This is a genomic window from Microbacterium sp. A93 (assembly GCF_051842835.1).
Genome location: NZ_JBPXMT010000002.1, coordinates 60,320 through 80,040, shown reverse-complemented (window position 1 = coordinate 80,040; position 19,721 = coordinate 60,320). Strand labels below are relative to the sequence as shown.

At 69.6% G+C, this 19,721-nt stretch carries 19 protein-coding genes and 1 tRNA gene; 6 read left to right on the top strand and 14 right to left on the bottom strand.

Translation table 11 applies throughout. The annotated features are described in order from the left end of the window. Positions 1-28: 28 nt before the first annotated feature. The 4 genes from ACSU1G_RS04675 to ACSU1G_RS04660 form a co-directional block, all read right to left on the bottom strand. Positions 29-520 carry a VOC family protein gene (locus ACSU1G_RS04675; RefSeq protein WP_439278756.1) on the bottom strand — a complete coding sequence of 164 codons (492 nt, stop codon included), beginning with the start codon at positions 518-520 and terminating at the stop codon, positions 29-31. Continuing rightward, entirely contained in the window at positions 517-5,556 is a 5,040-nt protein-coding gene (locus ACSU1G_RS04670) for an ATP-dependent helicase (RefSeq protein ID WP_439278755.1), read from the bottom strand. The genes ACSU1G_RS04675 and ACSU1G_RS04670 overlap by 4 nt, the downstream gene beginning before the upstream one ends. A 465-nt stretch (positions 5,557-6,021) precedes the next feature. Further along, positions 6,022-6,156, bottom strand: coding sequence for a hypothetical protein (locus ACSU1G_RS04665; RefSeq protein ID WP_439278754.1), 135 nt, complete (start codon positions 6,154-6,156; stop codon positions 6,022-6,024). Then, positions 6,153-7,847 carry an AMP-binding protein gene (locus tag ACSU1G_RS04660; RefSeq protein WP_439278753.1) on the bottom strand — a complete coding sequence of 565 codons (1,695 nt, stop codon included), beginning with the start codon at positions 7,845-7,847 and terminating at the stop codon, positions 6,153-6,155. Before ACSU1G_RS04660 ends, ACSU1G_RS04665 begins: the two co-directional genes overlap by 4 nt. Before the next feature lie 273 nt (positions 7,848-8,120). Here ACSU1G_RS04660 and ACSU1G_RS04655 point away from each other — a divergent pair, with 273 nt between their 5' ends. Further along, entirely contained in the window at positions 8,121-8,606 is a 486-nt protein-coding gene (locus ACSU1G_RS04655; RefSeq protein WP_439278752.1) for a MarR family winged helix-turn-helix transcriptional regulator, read from the top strand. Between the two features lie 18 nt (positions 8,607-8,624). Here the strand turns inward: ACSU1G_RS04655 and rlmH are convergent, their stop codons facing one another. Next, the gene (gene rlmH, locus ACSU1G_RS04650; protein ID WP_439278751.1) at positions 8,625-9,083 is read right to left on the bottom strand and encodes a 23S rRNA (pseudouridine(1915)-N(3))-methyltransferase RlmH; all 459 of its coding nucleotides are present in this window, start codon (positions 9,081-9,083) and stop codon (positions 8,625-8,627) included. Between the two features lie 45 nt (positions 9,084-9,128). Between rlmH and ACSU1G_RS04645 the strand changes: the two genes are divergently transcribed. After that, positions 9,129-9,590, top strand: a complete 462-nt coding sequence (locus tag ACSU1G_RS04645) for a DUF1348 family protein (protein WP_439278750.1) — start codon at positions 9,129-9,131, stop codon at positions 9,588-9,590. Between the two features lie 19 nt (positions 9,591-9,609). On the opposite strand, the gene ACSU1G_RS04640 is transcribed toward ACSU1G_RS04645, so the two are convergent. Beyond that, a complete protein-coding gene (locus ACSU1G_RS04640; protein ID WP_439278749.1) occupies positions 9,610-10,575 on the bottom strand; it encodes a LysR family transcriptional regulator in 966 nt (321 codons plus the stop codon). 82 nt (positions 10,576-10,657) lie between these two features. Between ACSU1G_RS04640 and ACSU1G_RS04635 the strand changes: the two genes are divergently transcribed. Next, the gene (locus ACSU1G_RS04635; protein ID WP_439278748.1) at positions 10,658-12,019 is read left to right on the top strand and encodes an aminomethyl transferase family protein; all 1,362 of its coding nucleotides are present in this window, start codon (positions 10,658-10,660) and stop codon (positions 12,017-12,019) included. A 76-nt stretch (positions 12,020-12,095) separates the two neighbouring features. Here ACSU1G_RS04635 and sufU read toward each other — a convergent pair whose 3' ends face one another. Both sufU and ACSU1G_RS04625 read right to left on the bottom strand, forming a co-directional pair. Continuing rightward, a complete protein-coding gene (gene sufU / locus ACSU1G_RS04630) occupies positions 12,096-12,578 on the bottom strand; it encodes a Fe-S cluster assembly sulfur transfer protein SufU (protein ID WP_439278747.1) in 483 nt (160 codons plus the stop codon). After that, entirely contained in the window at positions 12,575-13,915 is a 1,341-nt protein-coding gene (locus tag ACSU1G_RS04625; protein ID WP_439278746.1) for an aminotransferase class V-fold PLP-dependent enzyme, read from the bottom strand. The genes sufU and ACSU1G_RS04625 overlap by 4 nt, the downstream gene beginning before the upstream one ends. Positions 13,916-14,186: 271 nt before the next feature. Here ACSU1G_RS04625 and ACSU1G_RS04620 point away from each other — a divergent pair, with 271 nt between their 5' ends. Continuing rightward, positions 14,187-14,750, top strand: coding sequence for a dihydrofolate reductase family protein (locus ACSU1G_RS04620; protein WP_439279395.1), 564 nt, complete (start codon positions 14,187-14,189; stop codon positions 14,748-14,750). A 136-nt stretch (positions 14,751-14,886) separates the two neighbouring features. On the opposite strand, the gene ACSU1G_RS04615 is transcribed toward ACSU1G_RS04620, so the two are convergent. From ACSU1G_RS04615 to ACSU1G_RS04605, 3 genes are all read right to left on the bottom strand, one after another. Then, a complete protein-coding gene (locus ACSU1G_RS04615; RefSeq protein WP_439278745.1) occupies positions 14,887-15,354 on the bottom strand; it encodes a GNAT family N-acetyltransferase in 468 nt (155 codons plus the stop codon). 91 nt (positions 15,355-15,445) lie between these two features. Then, complete coding sequence (locus tag ACSU1G_RS04610; RefSeq protein WP_439278744.1) at positions 15,446-15,823, bottom strand: hypothetical protein; 378 nt, start codon at positions 15,821-15,823, stop codon at positions 15,446-15,448. Positions 15,824-15,939: 116 nt separating this feature from the next. After that, the gene (locus ACSU1G_RS04605) at positions 15,940-16,371 is read right to left on the bottom strand and encodes an Hsp20/alpha crystallin family protein (RefSeq protein ID WP_439278743.1); all 432 of its coding nucleotides are present in this window, start codon (positions 16,369-16,371) and stop codon (positions 15,940-15,942) included. A gap of 147 nt (positions 16,372-16,518) precedes the next feature. Between ACSU1G_RS04605 and ACSU1G_RS04600 the strand changes: the two genes are divergently transcribed. Further along, positions 16,519-16,809 carry a MerR family transcriptional regulator gene (locus ACSU1G_RS04600; RefSeq protein ID WP_439278742.1) on the top strand — a complete coding sequence of 97 codons (291 nt, stop codon included), beginning with the start codon at positions 16,519-16,521 and terminating at the stop codon, positions 16,807-16,809. A 99-nt stretch (positions 16,810-16,908) separates the two neighbouring features. On the opposite strand, the gene ACSU1G_RS04595 is transcribed toward ACSU1G_RS04600, so the two are convergent. The 3 genes from ACSU1G_RS04595 to ACSU1G_RS04585 form a co-directional block, all read right to left on the bottom strand. After that, a tRNA-Ser gene (locus ACSU1G_RS04595) sits at positions 16,909-16,996 on the bottom strand. A 62-nt stretch (positions 16,997-17,058) separates the two neighbouring features. After that, entirely contained in the window at positions 17,059-17,544 is a 486-nt protein-coding gene (gene tadA, locus ACSU1G_RS04590) for a tRNA adenosine(34) deaminase TadA (protein ID WP_439278741.1), read from the bottom strand. Positions 17,545-17,555: 11 nt separating this feature from the next. Beyond that, positions 17,556-18,827, bottom strand: a complete 1,272-nt coding sequence (locus ACSU1G_RS04585; RefSeq protein WP_439278740.1) for a multidrug effflux MFS transporter — start codon at positions 18,825-18,827, stop codon at positions 17,556-17,558. A gap of 83 nt (positions 18,828-18,910) precedes the next feature. On the opposite strand from ACSU1G_RS04585, the gene upp reads away from it, so the two are divergent. Further along, positions 18,911-19,546, top strand: coding sequence for a uracil phosphoribosyltransferase (upp, locus tag ACSU1G_RS04580; RefSeq protein WP_439278739.1), 636 nt, complete (start codon positions 18,911-18,913; stop codon positions 19,544-19,546). Positions 19,547-19,721 lie beyond the last annotated feature (175 nt).

Genomic DNA, 19,721 nt, shown 5'->3' with positions numbered 1-19,721 from the left:
CTCTGCCGGAGGTGGCGCGCCAGTCGGTTCAGGCGCAGTTGAGCTGCCATGTGAGGCCCCACCGGTCGGCCACCCAGGCGAAACGGCGGGAGAAACCGTAGCCGTCGGCCGGCATCATGGCATGACCACCCTGCGCGGACAGCGCGTCGGCCAGGGCATCGACCGCATCCAGCTCGGACTGCGAGTCCGGGCCGCCGGAGGGCAGCTCCACGAAGATGCTGATCGAAGGGGTGAAGGTGAAATCGTGCCCCGGCGGGGAGTCGAAGACGCGGAACGGCGTGCCGGCCACGGTGAACTCCCCGGCGGCCACGGTGCCGACCAGGTCGGGGTGGTCCGTGGTCTCGGGGGACTCGGTGGTCCTGCGCTCCAGGTAGGTCACCTCGGTTCCGGGGAGATAGGGCGCCAGGGTCTGCACGTAGTAGGCCACGGCATCACCGGCCTGGCCCTCGAACATCAGGAACGGGGTGGCCCTCGGGGTGGTGGGTGACGCGGGGGTGCGGGCCTGTGGTGTTTCGCTCATGACCTAAACCTAAGCCCGGAGGGCGAGGAATAGAATCCCGCCTCCAGCAGGGCGGCGGCCAGGGGCGTGCCCGTCAGGGGCAGCCCGTTGACCTTCTCCAGAGACATCTTCTCCACCCGTGCCGTCTGCAGCGCCCAGCCCAGTGCGGAGGCCAGGGGCGCCAGCGCGGACTGCTGTTCACTGAACAGCAGCAGGGTCCGGCCGCCGCGCTCCACGTAGAGCGCCAGCTCACCGGCCACGAGGACCACCACGGCGCCCGCCTTCCGGCCGGGCCGTTGCCCCGTCGGCCGCACGCCGTCGGCCCCGGCGGGGATTTCCGGCCACGGCAGGGCGGCCCCGTAGGGGTTGGCCGGATCGGTGGCGGCCAGCGCCACGGCCGGCGGAGGCGGGGCGGACGCCGGTGCCTGCCACGAGGAGGCGGCGGTGGAATCCGAGGTGCGCGAGCTGTCCGTCAGGTCCTGCCGGGCGAATCCCCGCAGCCGGTCCACGGTGGCACCGGTGGAGAACTGGGCGGCGCCGAGGTGTTCGATGTAGTAGCCGCGGCGCACCTGGCCGGCCTCCTCCATCCGGGACAGCAGCCGGTACTGGGTGGCGAAGCCGCCGGGGATCTCCTCGGCCATCACGGAGCCGCGGGTGATCACGCCGTAGCGGTCCAGCAGGTACTCGGCCGTGGCATGGGCCCGGACGGTCGGGTCGTGGATCGGTGCGGGCACCAGGGACCAGCGTCCTGCGGCCCGGGCCGCATCGGCCGGTCCGAGGTCACCCATCAGGCCGGCGGCGGTCGCGCCGTCGACCTGTCCCGAGCCGGCCCCGATCCCGCCGGTGGCCTCCTCGAGCCGCCGCAACCGGGAGAGCCGGGCCCCGCGGCCCGGCCGGGCCGGACGCGCCCGGGGCGAGCGGGACCGGGCCTTGTGCGCGGTGCGACCCTGGCCCAGTAGTCCGCGCACCGGGGCGAAGGTGTCATTGCCCACGCGTCCGGCCCAGACCAGGTCCCACAGGGCGTTCAGCAGCTCGGCGGTGGAGAGCCGGACCGCGCGGGACGGGGGCGGGTCCTCGGAGGCCGGGGCGCCGCCGTCGTGCCCCTGGATCACGGCCCGCGCGCGTTCGGTGAGCTGGCCGAAGAACCAGGCCCCGCCCCCGCCGAGCACCTCCAACAGGGCCCGGTGCGCCGGACCGGGCTCGAAGCCCTCGGCCCGGGTCAGGGAGAGATCGGCGGTCTCGGCGCTGTGGAAGGCGATCCAGCCGTCGTTGCCGCTGGCCGCCGCCGTGCCGGAGAACAGGAACTCGCCGCTGGCCAGCAGCTCATCCAGCAGGGCCGGGGCGTAGTCGCGGACGCGGGAGGGCAACACGTGGGACTCCCAGGCGCTGGCCGGCACGGGCACCCCGGAGAGTTGGTCCAGGACCGCGGCCACGCCGTCCACTCCCTGCAGGGTGGCCGGCGAGCCGCCGCCGGGGGCCGGGGACAGGTGCTGCCAGTCGGCGAGGAACCGGGCGTAGCCGGCCTGCTCCACGGGCTCGACCTCGGCCCGCAGGGCGGCCAGGGAGCGGCGGCGGATGCGCCGCAGGACCTCGACCTCGCACCATTCCGTCTCCAGCGGCCCGCCGGTGCCGTGCGCTGCGCCCCCGGGCCGGAACTGTCCCTCGCTCACCCGGTGCTCTGCGGCGAGCCGCTGCAACACCTGATGGACGACGGCGGCGCCCAGTCCCAGCGCGGCCCCGGCCTCGTGGGCGGTGAAGGGGCCGTGGGTGCGGGCGTAGCGGGAGACGAGGTCCCCGAGGGGGTCCGCGACCGGCTCGATGAAGGCGACCGGGATGCCCATGGGCAGGGCCACCCCGAGGGCGTCCCGCAACCGTGCGGCATCCTCGACGGCGGCGTAGCGGGTGGCACCGGCCAGGCGGACCTTCAGGGCGCGGTTCGCCGCGACGAGCTGATCCAGCAGCGCGGTGGCCTCATCGTCTGACTCGAACCGGGCCGCGGCCTCCTCCGCGGTCAGGGGGCCGAGCAGTCGCAGGAGGTCGGCCAGTCCCTCGGCACCTTTGACCCGCCGATCCGGGGAGAGTCGTTGCAGGTCCGCTTCCACGGTGGCCATCACGTCCGGGTCCAGCAGATCCCGCAGCTCGGCGCGGCCGAGCAGCTCGTTGAGCAGGCCGGGGTCCAGGGAGAGGGCGGCGGCGCGGCGCTCGGCGAGCGGGGAGTCGCCCTCGTAGATGAACTGGGCCACGTAGCCGAACAGCAGCGACTGCGCGAAGGGGGAGGGGGAGCGCGTGGTGGTCTGGACCAGTCGCAGCGACTTGGCCTCGATCCGGGTGGCGATGTCCTTCAGGGCGGGCAGGTCGTAGACGTCCTGCAGGCATTCGCGGACGGTCTCGAGGATGATCGGGAACTGCGGGTACTTCCGGGCGACTTCCAGCAGCTGGGCCGAACGCTGGCGTTGTTGCCACAGCGGGGTGCGCTGGCCCGGGTCCCGGCGGGGCAGCAACAGGGCGCGGGCGGCGTTCTCCCGGAACCGGGCGGCGAACAGGGCCGAGCCGCCCACCTCGGCGGTGACGATCTCCTCGAGTTCCTCGGCCGTGAACAGGAACAGCTCCGCCCCGGGCGGCTCGTCCTCCATCATCGGCACGCGGAGCACGATCCCGTCATCGGCGGCCATGGCCGAGCCGTCCATCCCGTACCTCGCGTGCAGCCGCGCCCCCACGGCCAGCGCCCACGGGGCGTGCACCGGCATCCCGTAGGGGGAGTGCAGCACCACGCGCCAGTCCCCGAGTTCGTCGTGGAAGCGCTCCACCACGAGGGTCTTCTCGGTGGGCAGCTGGCCGGTGGCCTCCTGCTGCTCGGACAGGTACGCGGTCAGGTTGTCCCGGGCCCACTCATCCAGCCCGGCGGCCGCCAGCCGGTCATCATGCTCGGATGCCGCCGCGACCTCGCGCCGGAAGGCCCCGACGGCCTCGCCCAGCTCGACGGGGCGGCCCTGGGCGTCACCCCGCCAGAACGGCAACCGGCCGGGCTGACCGAAGGCGGGGACCACGAGCACGCGGTCGTGGGTGATGTCCTGGATCTGCCAACTGGTGGCCCCCAGGACGATGACGTCCCCCACGCGGGACTCGTAGACCATCTCCTCGTCCAGCTCACCCACCCGGCGCCCGCCCGTGCGGGCGGTGCCGGCCTTCTCATCCTCCGTGCCGGCCAGGAAGACGCCGAAGAGTCCCCGGTCCGGGATGGTGCCGCCGGAGGTGACGGCGAGCCACTGTGAGCCCGTGCGGCCGGTGAGGGTGCCGGCCTCGCGGTCCCAGACCACGCGCGGGCGCAGCTCGGCGAACTCGTCCGAGGGGTAGCGGCCGGAGAGCAGGTCCAGCACCGACTGGTAGGCGGAATGGGGCAGGGTGGCGAACGGGGCGCTGCGCCGGAGCCGGTCGAACCAGGCCTCCACGTCTAGATCCTCCAGGGCGCAGGCCGCCACCGTCTGCTGGGCCAGGATGTCCAGGGGGTTGGCCGGGACGGACAGCCGCTCGATCCGCCCGGCGAGCATCCGTTCCACCACCACGGCGGTGTCCACGAGGTCGCCGCGGTGCTTGGGGAAGAACCAGCCCGTGGAGGTCTCCCCGACCTGGTGACCGGCGCGGCCCACGCGTTGCAGGCCCGAGGCGACCGAGGGCGGGGACTCGACCTGGACCACCAGGTCCACCGCGCCCATGTCGATCCCGAGCTCCAGCGAGCTGGTGGCCACCACGCACCGCAGCGTGCCGGACTTCAGGGCATCCTCGATCAGCGCCCGCTGCTCCTTGGACACCGAGCCGTGGTGGGCGCGGGCGAACTCGGCGTCGCCGCCCTGGGAGGCGTGGCCGGCGGACTGCCCCGCCCCACCCATCAGCTGCGCGGGGGCGTGGCGCGGGGTGGAGCCGTCCTGACCCGGGGGGCCGGGGGAGCCGGCCGGCTGGGAGCCGCCCTCGGGCTGGGAGGAGGCGCCGTCGTCGGGCAGCTGCTGCCGTTCCTCCCAGATCTCGTTGAGGCGCCCGGTCAAGCGCTCGGCTAGGCGGCGGGAATTGGCGAAGACGATGGTGGAGCGGTTCGCGGCGACCAGGTCCACGATCCGCTCCTCCACATGCGGCCAGATCGAGGCGTTGGCCTGCAGGCCGGACCCCGGTCCGAGGTCGTGGGCGGCCGGGGCGGAGGGCAGCTCCGTCATGTCCGGCACCGGGACCGTGACGTGCACGTCCCAGGACTTGGTGGAGGCCGGGGCCACCACCCGCACGGGCTGGATGCCTCCGAGGAACCGTGCCACCTCCTCGCGGGGCTCGACCGTGGCGGAGAGCCCGATGCGCTGGGCGGGCCGGGCCAGCAGGGCGTCCAGGCGTTCGAGGGAGACCGCCAGGTGCGCGCCGCGCTTGGTGCCGGCCACCGCGTGCACCTCGTCCACGATCACCGTCTGAACGCCCGCGAGCGTCGCCCGGGCCTGGGAGGTCAGCATGAGGTAGAGCGATTCGGGGGTGGTGATCAGGATGTCCGGCGGGTGGCTGGCCAACTGCCGGCGCTCGCGGGCGGGGGTGTCCCCGGACCGGACCCCCACGCGCACCTCCGGCGGTTCCCCACCGAGCCGCCGGGCCGTCTGCGTGATGCCGATCAGCGGCGTGCGCAGGTTGCGCTCCACGTCCACGCCCAGCGCCTTGAGGGGGGAGATGTACAGGACGCGGGTCAGGTTCTTCGGCTTCTTCCCGGCGGGGGAGGTGCCCGACGCCGGCCGCTCGCCTCCCGCGGGGGTGTCACCGGCCGTCGGATCCGCAGCCGCCGGGGTGCGGAGGAACCCGTCCAGCGCCCACAGGAACGCGGACAGCGTCTTGCCCGAGCCGGTGGGTGCCACTACGAGCGCGTGCTGGCCCGTGGAGATGGCATCCCAGGCGCCGATCTGGGCGGTGGTCGGCGCGGCGAAGGCCCCCGCGAACCACTCGCGGGTCGCGGGGGTGAAGCGGGACAGGACGGCATCCGTGGAGGGGTGCCTCTCGGGGCCCGGCGCGGCGTCGTCTGTGGGGTTCGGGGCCATTGCGGCCATGCTACGCCGGGATGCAGCGCCGACCGGTCAGCCGTGGTCCGCGTAGTCGCGGTGGGTCCGGTATCGGGTGAGCGTCAGGGTGCAGGCGAGCATCACGAGGGCCGCGACGACCACGTACAGGGCAACGGACCAGCTCGACCCGGTCTGTGCGAGCAGTGACGTGGCGATGAGCGGGAGGCTCGGTCAGGACGAAGCAGCCGGTCATGCGGAAGGTGGCGATCTCCTCGTCCCAGAACGTCAGTTGCTGGTCGCTGCCGCCGGTGGCCACCACCGTGGGAACATCCCGGCCTGGCCGCCGAAGAGGATGGTGATGGAGCTGTCCACCCGGGAGAACTACAGGTTCCGGAACCCGATGAACTGGGTCCGCACCGCCTCACCGGCGTCCGGATCTCGGCGGGGTCCACCAGGTTCAGTGCGGCTAGCCGATCACGCAGGAACAATGGGGTCTCCCCGCGTTCAGCAGCCCGCCAGCACCGGTTCGGCCTCTTCTCGGAGGAAGGTCCGGAGTCGGGTCAATACCGCCTTCTCCGCCTCGGAGAGTAGATCCGCATAGCCGAAGTAGTCGGCGGTGCCCAGGAACCCGGTGGTCATGCCTGCCCGTCGTGTTCTGATCCGCTCCGTGCGGTGTTCGGACTCTGGCGTGGCGCGCTCTGGGCGGCGAGGGCCTTGAGCGAGCGCATGTTGAGCTTGCCCGAGGGGCCCCGGTCCAGGGTGTCGCGCACGATGAGGGAGCGTGGCTTCTTGTATCCGGCCAACCGTGATCCGACGTGGTGGATCAGGTCCTGCTCGGTGACCGAGCTGCCGGGACCGACCGCGACCACGGCGGTGACACGTTCTCCCCAGACGGGATCCGGGGCTCCGAAGACCACCGCGTCCACCACGCCGGGGTAGTCCATCAGGACTTCTTCGACCTCGCCTGGGAAGACCTTCTCGCCTCCCGTGTTCACCACGGAGCTCCCGCGGCCGAGCAGTTCGATATAGCCGTGCTCCTGGACTCGGACGTAGTCGCCGGGGGAGCAGTGTCGGACCCCGTTGATCACGGGGTAGGTCTCCGCGGACTTCTCCGGGTCGTTCAGGTAGCCCTTAGGCAGGGCACCGCGGTAGGCCAGCACCCCGACGGCCCCGGGCTCGTCCTGGACCTCCCGCTGCCCTGTGTCCAGCACCACGGCGTCCTCCGTCAGCTGGAAGCGGGCCGGCAACTCGTCGGCGGCAGACGTGGTGGCCGTGGCGTAGGGTCCGCCCTCTGTGGAGGCCAGGATGTCCACGATCGTGACCCGACCCAAGGCGTGGATGCGGCGTTTGGTGTCGTCGCTGAACCGCATGCCGGAACTGATGACCGAGGTCAGAGCCGAGGCCGCACCGCCTGCTTGGTTCTCGAGAGCATCCAGCAAGGGGATCACGACGGCATCGCCGGCCACGATGAGCCGTGTCACCTCCTCAGCCACGATGAGCCGGGCCGTTGCTGCCGGGGCCAGGCTGGAGCTGGGGTTGATGACCACCGTTCCGCCCACGGCCAAGGTGTTCATGGCGCTGAACAGGGCGGTGGCATGGATGAAGGGGGCCAAGGGCAGCGTTCGAACCCTCGGGAGGCTCTCGTCCACGGCCACGGCCACGGCCACGGCCGCCTCCAGGTCCGTCGGCGGTTCCAGGCCCATCGGACTGTAGATCGAGGACTGCTGGATGTGCAGCAGGTCCCCGATGCCCCACACGACCGCCTTGGGAGTACCCGTGGTGCCGCCGGTGAAGATGTACAGCTCGGCATCACGGCTTGGATCGGGGAGATACTCCGAGTGGACGTCCCTGTCGCCGGGCATGGCCAGATCCTCGAACCGGTAGCGGACCACGGTGGAGTCACCCGCAAGGTCCACACCGGAACCGACCTCGACCAGCAGCTTCAAGGTCGCCGCAGCACTGCCTTCCAGGAGGCCGACGGCATCCTCGACTGCCGGGCGGTACGCCGAGCCATAAGCCAGCACCGCCGGCCCGCAGACCTTGAGCAGTTCAGCCAGCTCGGCACCCTGGTAGCGGAAATTCACGGACACCGGAATCGCCTCGAGCTTGAGGCAGGCATAGAACAGCACGAGATACTCGGCGGTGTTGTGGAGGAAGAATGCCACGCGATTGCCAGGACCCACCCCCTGGGTGGTGAGCCGGTCCGCGAGCGTGGAGGCGAGGTGTTCTAGGTCGCCGTAGGTGTAGTCCCCGTGCTCGGACCGAATCGCCGCCAGGTGGGGTGCACGCTCGGCAATGCGGTTCCAGAGGACTGCATAGTTCTCGTACATTCCACGACTCCTGTGTTGCGTTGGCCCTGGCGCCGTCCGTGACGCGCACCACATTGAGTTTCAGGCATCCTGAAATGATAGTCAAGGGCCATCGGTGCCTTGATGGTCGAGCGCAGTTGGTCGAGGCCGCAGTCCATCCCATGAGTTTCCATGGTGCCTGCCTCATCGTCGTGACGTGGTCATCACTATGTTTCAGGCTGCCTGATATACTGTGCTCCGTGTTAGGTTGATGCCCCTTCAGGCGGTTGCCGTCCTGGCGAGCACGGGAGAACGATGGACGTTTCGCAGGAGCATGAGGACCGGCCGTCTGCGACGGCGCGCCCGGAGCCGGTGGAAGGCTGGTTCATCTACACCATCAAGCAGCTGGAATTGGGGCTGCGCGCTCCACTGGAGCAGGCCACCCAGCAGGGGTCCGGACTGTCCACGGCCCAATACACCGCGCTGTCCGTGCTGGACCGCTGGCCCGGCATCACCTCCTCCGAGTTGGCCCGCCGGTCCTTCGTCAGGGCGCAGTCCATGGCCGAGACGATGACCCCGCTGATCGAGGCCGGCCATGTGCGCCGAGAACGGGATCCGGAGAATGCGCGGCGGTTCCCCCTCTGCCTCACGTCGAAGGGCCGGGGGGTTCTAGAATCCGCTCGCGGACCGGTGTCCGAACTCGAGTCGAAACTCCTGGCCACGATTCCGCCCACAGAGCGCAGCCAGTTCGCCGCCTTCCTCCGCTCCTGCCGATCCGCGCTGCCCGACCTGCCGCGCTGATCCGAACGTCCGCCCTGATCACACGTGGTGGTAGGGCCGACCGCCGGCGATCTCCTGGGCGCGGTAGAGCTGCTCGGCGAGGATGAGGCGGACGAGCTGGTGCGGGAAGACCAGTTTCGAGAGTGACCACACGAAGTCGGCGCGGTCGTGCAGGGTCTCATCCACGCCGTAGGCCCCGCCGATCACCACGGTGACCGTCTGCCCGGCGTCGAAGCGGGCCTGCAGGTGCCGCGCGAGTCCGGGGGAGTCCACGTTCTGGCCCCGCTCGTCCAGCAGCACCACGTGATCACGCTCGCCGATCTTGGCGAGGAGGCGGGCGGACTCCTCCTGGCGGGAGGCAGCTGCCTCGCGGGCGGAGTGGGGGAGGAGCTGCCAGGTGAGGTCGAAGGGCTTCTTCAGGCGTTGGGCGTAGCGGTCGATCCCCTCGGATACCCAGGACTCATGCTTCTTGCCGATGGCCAGGACCTTGACGCTCATGGGACCATCCTGTCAGGACACTGACACGAGAGTGAGCTGAGCACCATGACGGAGCAACGACCGCCCTTCCCGCCCTTTACCGAGGACACCGCCCAGCAGAAGGTCCAAGGTGCCGAGGATGCCTGGAACAGCAGAGACCCGCAGCGGGTCGCGCTGGCGTACACGGTGGATTCGGAGTGGCGCAACCGGGACCAGTTCGTGCAGGGACGGGAGGAGATCGTCGGATTCCTCACCGCCAAATGGGAGCGCGAGCTGGACTATGCCCTGCGTAAGAGCCTGTGGAGCTACTCCGGGAACCGGATCGCGGTCCGGTTCCAGTATGAGTCCCGGGACCGAGGCGGCCAATGGTGGCGCAGCTACGGCAACGAACTGTGGGAGTTCGACGAGAACGGGCTGATGAGCCGCCGCGAGGCCAGCATCAACGACCTGGCGATCGACGCCGGTGACCGGCGGATCCTCGGGCCCCGGCCCAAGGACGAGCGAGGCCTGGACCTCCCGCTGCGCTAGGCATTGCGGCGCATCCGGCTCACCAGGCCGAGGACGGCGCGCCGATGGCCGTGAACTCCCCGGGCTCCCCGCGCAGCGCCCGCAGCACGGTGCGGTGGAACCAGTCCAGGGCCGCGGCGTGCTGGGCGGTGGTGCGCCTCAGCAGGGAGACCTCTGCCCCGGCCAGCTCGAAGGGCAGCTCCCGCAGGGTCAGCGGCCAGGTAGCGGCCCAGCCGGTGGCGATCGACGCCGGCACCGTGGCGATCAGGTCATCCCGGGTGGCCAGCAGCGGCGGCAGGGAGGCGAAGTGGTTGACGGTGGCGGCCGGGCAGATCGAGGCGCCCAGGCGTCGTAGGGCCGCCTCCAGGGTGGGCCGGCCGGAATCCCCGGACACCACCGCATGGTGGGCGTCGAGGTATCCGGACAGGCCGACGTCGGTCCCGGCCAGTGGGTGTCCGCGGCCCATCAGGGCCACGTATCCCTCGGACTTGAGCACGTCGTACTCGAAGCTGCCGGTCAGCGGCAGTGAGGTGACGGCCAGATCGACGGTCCCGCGCGCGAGCCAGTCGGGTAGTCGGTCCAGGTCCAGGGGCACGACGTCGACGCTCACCCCGGGTGCCTCGGCGCGGGTTGCGGAGAACAGGGCGGGAAAATAGCCGATCTCACCCAGCTCGGACATGGCCACCCGGAACCGGTGGTCCGAGGTCCGCGGGTCGAAGGTGTGCACGGTGTCCAGGGCCCGGTCGATCGCCACGAGGGAGTCCCGGAACCCCGGGTAGACGGAGCGGGCCAGGGGCGTGGGCTCCATGGTGCGTCCGGTCCGTGCGAACAGCGGATCGGCCAGTACCCGGCGCAACTTGGCCAGGGCCTGGCTGACCGCCGGCTGGGTCACGTGGAGCCGCGTGGCGGCGTGGGTCAGGTTCCGGGCCTCGTAGACGGCCACGAAGGTCCGCACCAGATTGAGGTCCATGGGCTCTCCCGTCGGCGTACTCGGAATGATCGACATCAGCAATTCTTATGATCGATGGCTCCAACTATACGTAGGCTGGGTATGAACCAGATCGCAGACCGTCTTCAGGAGCGTCCCCATGACCGACCAGCCCGAATCCCTCTCCGCCGCCATCGACCGTGCGGGGTCGGCCGTGCAGTACCTGCGCAACGCCCCCTCGCGTCCTACCGTGTTCCCCGTCCAGCCGGAGTACACGAACTGGCGTTCGGAGCAGCAGTCCTGGCGGAACTCGGTGGCCCTGTTGGACCAGTCCCACCACATGACGGACCTTTTCATCACCGGTCCGGACGCGTTGAGGCTGCTCTCCGACGTGGGCGTCAACAGCTTCGCGAAGTTCGCCCCCGACAAGGCCAAGCAGTTCATCGCCGTCAACCACGAGGGCTACCTCATCGGCGACGCCATCCTGTTCTACCTCGAGGAAGACTCCTTCGACCTGGTCGGCTGGCACATGGTGCTGGACTGGGTGCAGTACCACGGGGAGGCCGGCGGCTATGACGTCACCTTCGAACGGGACGCCAGCTCCGCCGTCCGCGAGGGTGACCCGAAGCAGTACCGCTTCGAGGTCCAGGGCCCGCGTGCCCTGGAACTGATGGAGAAGGCCACGGGGGCGCCGGTCCCGGATACGCGATTCTTCGGCATGGCCACCTTTGAGATCGACGGCCTGCAGGTGCGCTCGCTGCGCCACGGCATGGCCGGGCAGCCCGGCTTCGAACTGTTCGGTCCGTGGGCCGAGGGCGAGCGCATCCGGGCCGCACTGCTGGCCGCCGGAGACGGACTGGACCTGGTGCAGGTCGGATCCAAGGCCTACTCGTCCTCCAACCTCGAGTCGGCGTGGGTCCCTTCGCCCTTCCCTGCCATCTTCAGCGGTGAGGGCACCGAGGCCTACCGAGAGTGGTTGCCGGCCGCCCGCGCCGGTTCCCTGGCCGGAAGCCTGACCGCGGCCGTCGTCGAGGATTACTACCTCACGCCCTATGACCTCGGCTATGGCCGCACCGTCAACTTCGACCACGAGTTCATCGGGAAGGCTGCCCTGGAGAGAATTGCGGCGGAGCCGCAGCGGCAGAAGGTCACGCTCGTCTGGAAGCCGGAGGACGTGGCGGCCGCCATTCAGACGCAGTTCGAGCCCGGGGTGCCCGCCAAGTACATCGACTTTCCCAAGGCCCGCTACGGCCAGTACCAGGTGGACCGCGTGCTGGTGGACGGCCGGGATGTCGGCATCTCGCACGACGTCGGCTACCTCACCAACGAGCAGGCCTTCGTCTCGCTGGCGAGCGTGGACGCCGACGTCGCAGGGCCGGGCACGGAGGTCGTCGTGGTGTGGGGCGAGGAGACCCCCTCGGCCAAGCCCTCCGTGGAGAACCACCGTCAGGTGCAGATCCGCGCCACCGTGGAGCCGGCGCCCTACTCGTCCTTCGCCCGGGAGAACTACCGCAAGAACTGACCCCCACAACTTTGCGGGCAGAAGTAGACGGTACGGCGCGTACCCTCTACTTCTGCCCTCAACACGTCAGGGGGGGTCAGGCGTGGGTCTCGGCCATCGTCAGCGCGTGCTCCGCGGCGACCCAGCCGAGCATGGCGCACTTCACGCGGGCCACGTACCGGGAGACGCCGCCCAGGGCCACCGCATCGCCGAGGAGGTCCTCGTCGGGGGCGATCTTGCCGCGGGACTGCATGGCGGTGCGGAAAGCATCGATCCGCACCCGCAGGTCCCCGACCGTCAGGCCCTCGGCCAGTTCCACGAGCAGGGAGGCGGAAGCCTGGGAGATGGCGCAACCGTGGCCTTCCCAGCGGATCCTCTCGACCACCCGGTCTGCCAGTAACGCCGCGGCCTCCGTGTCCGCGTCGGCCAGATGCACCTCGAGGGTGATCTCGTCCCCGCAGGTGGGGTTGAGTTGGTGGGACTGACCGGCGGCATCGCCCAGCAGGCCCACGCCGTACGGGTTCTTCGAGTAGTCGAGGATGACCTGCTGGTACAGGTTCTGCAGATCGGACGAGCTCATACCGTGACTCCGAAGAACGCGGCCGTCTGCGCCACCCCGGCCAGGAACCGGTCGACGTCCTCGGTGGTGTTGTACAGGTAGGTGCTGGCCCGGGTGGAGGCCGTGACCCCGAGGCGGCGGTGCAACGGCTGGGCGCAATGGTGACCCACGCGTACGGCGATGCCCTGATCATCCAGGAACTGGCCGACGTCGTGCGCATGCACCCCGGGCAGGTCGAAGCTGGCCGCACCCACGCGCGGGCCGGAGGCCTGGCCGCCCAGGATCCGCACCCCGGGAATCCGGCCGAGCCCGTCCAGCAGGCGCCGGCCGAGTTCGTCCTCGTGGGCCGCGATCCGGTCCATGCCGATGCCCTGCAGGTACTTCACGGCCTCCGCCAGGGCGATCGCCTGGGAGACGCGCTGGGTGCCGGCCTCGAAACGCTGGGGCGGCGGCAGGTACTCGGCGGCCTCCATGGTGACGGTGGTGATCATCGAGCCGCCGGTGAGGAACGGGGGCATCGCCGCCAGCAGCTCGCTGCGGCCGTAGAGCACGCCGATGCCGGTGGGTGCGAGCATCTTGTGACCGGAGAACGCGGCGAAATCCACGTCCAGGGCCTTCACGTCCACGGGCAGGTGCGGCACGGACTGGCAGGCGTCCAGCACCACGAGGGCGCCGACGGCACGGGCCAGGGACACCAGCTCCTCCACCGGGTTGACCAGGCCCAGCACGTTCGAGACATGGGTGAAAGCGAGCAGCCGGGTGCGGTCCGTGATCACCGAGCCGGCCGCGTCCAGATCGAGGGATCCGTCCTCGGCCATCGGGATGAACCGCAGGGTGGCCCCGGTGCGGGAGACCAACTCCTGCCAGGGGATCAGGTTGGCGTGGTGCTCCATCTCGGTCACCACGATCTCGTCGCCCGGGTCCAGGCGGAAGCGCTCGGCCTCCGCCCCGCCGCGGCCCACGGTCGCGTTCGAGAAGGCGTAGGCCACCAGGTTCAAGGCCTCGGTGGCGTTGGAGGTCCAGACGATCTCGTCCTCCTGGGCCCCCACGAAGTCCGCCACGGTGGCCCGGGCGTCCTCGAACAGCAGGGTGGCCTCCGCCGCCAGGGTGTGGGCGCCGCGGTGGACGGCGGCGTTGAGATGCTCGTAGTAGTTGCGCTCCGCCTCCAGCACGGAGACGGGCTTCTGCGAGGTGGCCCCCGAATCGAGGTACGCCAGCGGGCGGCCGTTCACCTCGGCGGAGAGCAGGGGGAAATCCTGACGCCACCGGTTCACTTCGGCCGTGGTGGGGGCAAGGGAGGGGGCGGACGACGCCGGCCCGGTCGCCTCGGTCTGTGTGGTCTCGGACGCTTCGGTCATCTGCACTGCCTTTCTGGCTTTCGGGAGCGGTCTGCCGCATGCACCACTACCTTGAGCACTGCGGACGGCCCGTTTGTTCCGCTCCGGCCGCCCCGAGGCGATCAGGCCCCCGCAGACTGGTGAAGTCACGGTACGGGGCCCGGCCTATTCTGTTCAGTTCCGAACCGTAGTGTCCATGACCCCGGTGAACGGGGCCGGCGAGGTTTGACCGATGATGTTCCGCGCCGTGCTGGTCTGTACGCCGGATACCGAGTCGCGAGAAGCTACCGCCATGCGGAAACTGATCTTTGCCATGAACGTAAGCGTGGACGGCTACATCGCGGCGCCCGGCGACGACCTCGGCTGGAGCGTGCCGAGTGAGGAGCTGTTCCAGTGGTGGTCGGACCGGGTGCGGGCGACGGGCCTGGCGCTATATGGGCGCAGGCTGTGGGAGACGATGAGATCCCACTGGCCCACCGCCGAGCGGCAGCCTGGCGCCACACCGGCGCAGATAGAGTTCGCTCACCGCTGGCGGGACATGCCGAAGGTGGTGTTCTCCTCGACGACCAGCGCGGTCCAGGGCAACGCCCGCCTGGTCTCCGGCGACGCCGTCACGGAGATGGTCCGGCTCAAAGCCGAGGATGGCGGGCACTTGGACGTCGGCGGTGCCACCCTCGCCGCGGCGGCCACGCGGGCGGGGCTGATCGACGAGTACGTGCTCGTCACCCACCCGGTCCTGGTGGGCGGCGGCACGCCGTTCTTCACGGCCCTGGACCACTGGGTGAACCTGGACCTGGCGGAGACCCGGACGTTTCCTGGCGGCGTTGTCCTGACCAGGTACCAGACCAGGCACTGAATGCCCGACCTCGGATCGGCACGAGCACGGGCCACACAAAGATCTCCCGGTGGTGAGGGACTCCCCACGGAAGCCACTGGACGCGGACGGTCAGATGGCCCTCCAGAAGACCGGCCAGTTGCCTGACCGTCAGCGTTCAACCATGCAGGACGCTAGAGGTGACCTGACCTATGACCTCGCCGTATTCCGTCTCGCCGATCGGCTCAAAGCCCATGTGGCGGAAGAATGCCTCGGGGCCGGGTTCGCCGGCTTCGTACATGACGTTGACGTGGTCGAAGCCGCGCTGGTGTGCTTCCTCCAACAACCGCTCCACAGCGAAGCGGCCGATCCCACGACCCTGGTCGCCGGCATCGACATTGATGCGCCACAACACGGAGCGGAAGTGCTCGCGGGGAGCTTCGGGGTCGAAGTTCGCGCTCAGGAAGCCGACGACCTCGTCGTCGTCGAGGACGACCCGCTGCCATGATGTCCGCGGATTCACCACCGTGGCCGCGATGCCGTAGCTCACCGGAGAGAGGAAGTCCTCCTGCCCCGGCTTCAGTGACATGTTGTTGACCGCGTCGATTGTCGCGGGGGAAAGTTCGACCAGGCGGAGCTCACTCATAGTGCCGGACCGCCTCTTGACGCACATGGCCTTGTGATCTCCTCTCGGACTCGAATGTGAGCCACTCAATGTTGCTTCGGGCCAAGACTGGTCACCTCTGAGGGCCGAAGATCATCTCCTCGGCGTGTCGAACGGCCTTGGTGAAGGCTTGGTTCCGCAGCGTCACCCGTTCCCGATCAATTCCACTCTTGGGCTCGACATACTGTGTCGGACCGGGATGCATGATCCAGATATCTCCGTGCGGCGGCAGGTAGAACACGCCAAAGGACCTTTGCTCGGAGTCGTCCGCCCACATCGGCACCACCGCCACCGCCGCGCCGGTATCGACGTTGATCCACTGTGAACGAGGCATCGGTTGTTCCAGCACCTCGGGATCGAGGAACGGGGCGGTGTCCTTACCCCAGCGCTCCTCGAACCGTTCGTAGAACGCGGGCAACAACGAGTGGTTGTACGGACGCCATGAACTCATGCTGACCTCCTCGGTGACAACGGTTGCGAAAGTGGCACCCGCGCTCCGGGGATCCGGAGCACGGGTGCCTCGAGCGGGATCGGCGCAATGGTTTCCGGGGACCGGTTCGGATGTCCCTAGACGCCCGACTCCACGAGCTGCTTCTGGTCTCCGGTCGCCTCGACGTGGATGCGCCGCGGCTTGGCTTGTTCCGCCACAGGGATCCGAATGGTCAACACCCCGGCTTCATAGCCGGCTTTGATCGCAGTGGTGTCGAGCTGTTCACCCAGGATGACCTGCCGGCTGAAGATGCCCCGCGGCTGCTCGGAGGCGAGCATCTCGGCGCTCTCAGGAGCCCGCGGCCTCCGCTCGGCCCGGACGGTCAGTGCGTTGCCCTCGATCCCGAGGTCGATGGAGTCCGCCTCGATTCCGGGTAGGTCGAACGCGATGACGAATTGGTCGTCCTCCCGCCAGGCCTCCAAGGGCATGGCCGCCGGCCGGGAACGGGTGCCCAGCACCTGGTCGGCGAGACGGTCAAGGTCGCGGAAAGGATCGGTACGCATCAGCATGATTGCTCACTCCCAACAGATGGTCGCTTTGATCTCCTTGCACCAGCCTTGAGGATCTCGACTGGCTGGTACATATTTATATAACTCACGAAGTCACGGTATGCAAGAGTAGATCGCACATGGCCGGAGGAGCAGGAGGGCGAGGGAATGGCGGCAAACGAGGACAGGCAAGGCGTCTACAGCATCTCGGTGACGGCTCGCATGGTGGGGATGGAGCAGCACAGCCTGCGTCAGTACGAAAGCCGCGGACTGCTCGAGCCCGAGCGGACCGCCGGCGGTACCCGCCTCTACAGCGCCAGAGACATCGCCGTACTCCGCCGCATCAGAGAACTGCTGACCGAGGGCCTGAACCTGGCAGGAATCCGCTTGGTCCTGGCCCTTGAGCAACGCAACCGGCAGTTGAGGCGGCAGGTTGCGGTCCTCAAAGACCACGCATAACTGGTGACCGCTGCCATGACGGAGGCCGCCTCCTGGGCGCGGTACCACGAGAAGGCCCCTACTCCCGCGTGATTCCGGGGGAGTAGGGGCCTTCTCAACTGGCGGTGACGGTGGGATTTGAACCCACGGTAGGTCTCCCTACACAACATTTCGAGTGTTGCACCTTCGGCCGCTCGGACACGTCACCAGACTGGACTACTGTACCGGAGCCGTCGAACGCACCCCAAACCCGGTCCTGGCCCGTACTTCTCAGCCCCGGTGTGCCCGGAAGAACTCGGTCAGCAGCCCGGCGCAGTCGGCCTCGCGCACCCCGCCGAACACCTCGACCCAGTGGTTCAACCGGGGCTCCCGCACCACGTCGAACACGGATCCGCAGGCCCCCGCCTTGGGATCCCAGGCGCCGAAGACCAGCCGCGGGATCCGGGCCAGCACCAGGGCGCCGGCACACATGGCACAGGGCTCCAGGGTCACCACCAGGGTGCAGTCGGCCAGGCGCCAGCCGTCCGCCTCCCCGGTCTCCCGGCGCGTGGCCGCCGCCTGCCGCAAGGCCAGCACCTCGGCATGGGCCGTCGGATCGCCGGTGGCCTCCCGCTCGTTGCGTCCGGCCCCCAGGACCGTCCCGTCCGGGCCCACGACGACGGCCCCGATCGGCACGTCGTCCGTCTCACGTGCCGCGCGGGCCTGGTCCAGGGCCAGACCCATCCAGGTCAGCCGGGAATCCTGCTCGGGGGTCATGGTCGCCGAGCCTAGCGGGTGGCGGGAGTGGGATCGGCGTCGGCGGAAGGAGTCGCAGCGTCGTCGCGCGGGACGGCGAGGAAGCAGGCCGCGGACAGCAGGGCAGAACCGAGCACGAAGGCCGCCATCGGCAGCGGATCGTGGTCCCCGCCCAGGCCCACGAGCGGTGCGACGGCGGCACCCAGCAGGAATTGGAAGGCGCCCATGAACGCGGAGGCGGTCCCGGCCGACGTCGGGACGGCCCGCATGGCCAGTGCCGTGCCGTTGCCCAGGACCAGGCCCATGGAGGAGGTCAGCAGGAACATGGAGACCAGCGTCGGAACGGCGGGGGTGCCCAGCAGGACGGAGGCGAACAGGCCACCCGCGGCGACGAGCATCACGGCCACGCCCACCGCGAGGACCCGGCGGACGGGGAACCGTCCCACCAGGCGGATGTTGAGAGCCCCGGCGGCCATGATGCCCACCGAGTTCACACCGAACACGATCGAGTACTCCAAGGAGCTCAGGCCCACCACGTTCTGCAACACGAAGGGGGAGGCGGAGATATAGGAGAACAGGGCGCCGAAGCCGAGGGCGAAGACCAGGGTCGCGGAGACGTAGCCGCGGTGGCGCAGCACGGTTCCGGCGTGGCCCATCAGGGTCCGCAGTCCGCCGCCGTGCCGGCGGGTGGGCGGTAGCGTCTCGCGGACCGAGGTGGCCACCCCGATCGCCATGACGGCCACGAGCGCGGTGATCACCCAGAACACCCCGCGCCAGTCCGTGACCTGCAGGATCAGCCCGCCGCCGAGCGGGGCGAGCACCGGCATGATGCCGCCGATCACCATCATCAGGCTCATCAGCTGCGCGGTGGCCGGGCCCCGCGTGGTGTCCGTGATGATGGCGCGGGAGAGCACCACACCGGCGGCTCCGGTGAAGCCCTGGAGGAACCGGGCGACGACCAGGACGGTGACGTTGGGCGCCAGCGCGCAGGCGATACCAGCCAGCAGGCACGCCACGGTGCCGAGCAGCAGGGGGCCGCGCCGGCCGGTGGAATCGGACAGCGGGCCGATCACGAGCTGGCCGGCCGCGAGGCCCAGCATGAAGGAGGTCAGCGTGAGCTGCACGCCCGAGGCCGTGGTGCCCAGATCCCCGGCGACGTCCGGGAAGGCGGGCAGGTACATGTCCGTGGCCAGTGGGGAGATGGCGGAGAGCAGGGCCAGGAGGCCGATCAGCAGTGCGGTGGGCGGCTGGCTTCCGGGGACGGCCACGGGCGGGGTGTTGATGGCGGGGCGATGCTCGGACATGCGACTCCTTCAAGGCAGGCCGGACCGGGGGTGACGGCCCATTCTCCCAGTTGCCGGGGCTGCCGGCCGGTAGGGTTGCCCCCATGCGCGTACAGCTCGTTGAACACCCACTCGTCAGCCACAAATTGACGGTGCTCCGCAAGAAGGAGACGCCCTCGATGATCTTCCGCCAGCTGACGGAGGAGCTGGTCATGCTGCTGGCCTACGAGGCCACCCGGGACGTGATGGTCGAGCCGGTGCAGATCCAGACCCCGGTGGCCCCCATGACCGGTGTGGCGCTGGCCAAACCGACCCCCCTCGTGGTCCCCATCCTGCGGGCCGGGCTGGGCATGCTGGAGGGCATGGTCCGGATGGCGCCGAGCGCCGAGGTCGGCTTCCTGGGCATGGCCCGCAACGAGGAGACCCTGGACATCGTCACCTATGCGGAGCGGTTGCCCGCCGACCTGACGGACCGCCACGTGTTCCTCCTGGACCCCATGCTGGCCACCGGGGGCACCCTGGTGGAGGCCGTGCGGTTCATGTACGCCCGCAACGCCCGCCGCGTCACCTGCATCTGCTTGCTCGGCGCCCCGGAGGGCATCGCCCGCCTGGAGGAGGAGTTGGCGGACGTGCAGGTGGACATCTACCTGGCGGCCATCGATGAGCGTCTGGACGAGAACTCCTACATCGTGCCGGGTCTCGGCGATGCCGGCGACCGGCTGTACGGCCTGGCGGACTAAGACCGGACGGACCGCCACTGAGTGCCGTTGTCATAAAAGTACGGTGGGGTCGAGTTGGCAGTAACGTGCCCCAAAATGCCGGAATGGATGCTTCAGACCCCCTTTGCTGCGTGATTTTCGTCACTAAACGCAGTCTTTGTCTCGCATGGTGAGACGCGCGTCCCATTGTTACTTG

Excerpts from the sequence above, each read along its gene's own strand:
- ACSU1G_RS04615 (WP_439278745.1), bottom strand. The coding sequence starts at position 15,354 with ATGAGTGAGCTCCGCCTGGTCGAACTTTCCCCCGCGACAATCGACGCG.
- sufU (WP_439278747.1), bottom strand. The coding sequence starts at position 12,578 with ATGAGCTCGTCCGATCTGCAGAACCTGTACCAGCAGGTCATCCTCGAC.
- ACSU1G_RS04645 (WP_439278750.1), top strand. The coding sequence starts at position 9,129 with ATGACGGAGCAACGACCGCCCTTCCCGCCCTTTACCGAGGACACCGCC.
- ACSU1G_RS04635 (WP_439278748.1), top strand. The coding sequence starts at position 10,658 with ATGACCGACCAGCCCGAATCCCTCTCCGCCGCCATCGACCGTGCGGGG.
- tadA (WP_439278741.1), bottom strand. The coding sequence starts at position 17,544 with ATGACCCCCGAGCAGGATTCCCGGCTGACCTGGATGGGTCTGGCCCTG.
- ACSU1G_RS04605 (WP_439278743.1), bottom strand. The coding sequence starts at position 16,371 with ATGCTGATGCGTACCGATCCTTTCCGCGACCTTGACCGTCTCGCCGAC.
- ACSU1G_RS04585 (WP_439278740.1), bottom strand. The coding sequence starts at position 18,827 with ATGTCCGAGCATCGCCCCGCCATCAACACCCCGCCCGTGGCCGTCCCC.
- ACSU1G_RS04600 (WP_439278742.1), top strand. The coding sequence starts at position 16,519 with ATGGCGGCAAACGAGGACAGGCAAGGCGTCTACAGCATCTCGGTGACG.
- ACSU1G_RS04655 (WP_439278752.1), top strand. The coding sequence starts at position 8,121 with ATGGACGTTTCGCAGGAGCATGAGGACCGGCCGTCTGCGACGGCGCGC.
- ACSU1G_RS04610 (WP_439278744.1), bottom strand. The coding sequence starts at position 15,823 with ATGAGTTCATGGCGTCCGTACAACCACTCGTTGTTGCCCGCGTTCTAC.
- ACSU1G_RS04640 (WP_439278749.1), bottom strand. The coding sequence starts at position 10,575 with ATGTCGATCATTCCGAGTACGCCGACGGGAGAGCCCATGGACCTCAAT.
- ACSU1G_RS04665 (WP_439278754.1), bottom strand. The coding sequence starts at position 6,156 with ATGACCACCGGGTTCCTGGGCACCGCCGACTACTTCGGCTATGCGGAT.
- ACSU1G_RS04670 (WP_439278755.1), bottom strand. The coding sequence starts at position 5,556 with ATGGCCCCGAACCCCACAGACGACGCCGCGCCGGGCCCCGAGAGGCAC.
- ACSU1G_RS04675 (WP_439278756.1), bottom strand. The coding sequence starts at position 520 with ATGAGCGAAACACCACAGGCCCGCACCCCCGCGTCACCCACCACCCCG.
- ACSU1G_RS04660 (WP_439278753.1), bottom strand. The coding sequence starts at position 7,847 with ATGTACGAGAACTATGCAGTCCTCTGGAACCGCATTGCCGAGCGTGCA.
- ACSU1G_RS04620 (WP_439279395.1), top strand. The coding sequence starts at position 14,187 with ATGCGGAAACTGATCTTTGCCATGAACGTAAGCGTGGACGGCTACATC.
- rlmH (WP_439278751.1), bottom strand. The coding sequence starts at position 9,083 with ATGAGCGTCAAGGTCCTGGCCATCGGCAAGAAGCATGAGTCCTGGGTA.
- upp (WP_439278739.1), top strand. The coding sequence starts at position 18,911 with ATGCGCGTACAGCTCGTTGAACACCCACTCGTCAGCCACAAATTGACG.
- ACSU1G_RS04625 (WP_439278746.1), bottom strand. The coding sequence starts at position 13,915 with ATGACCGAAGCGTCCGAGACCACACAGACCGAGGCGACCGGGCCGGCG.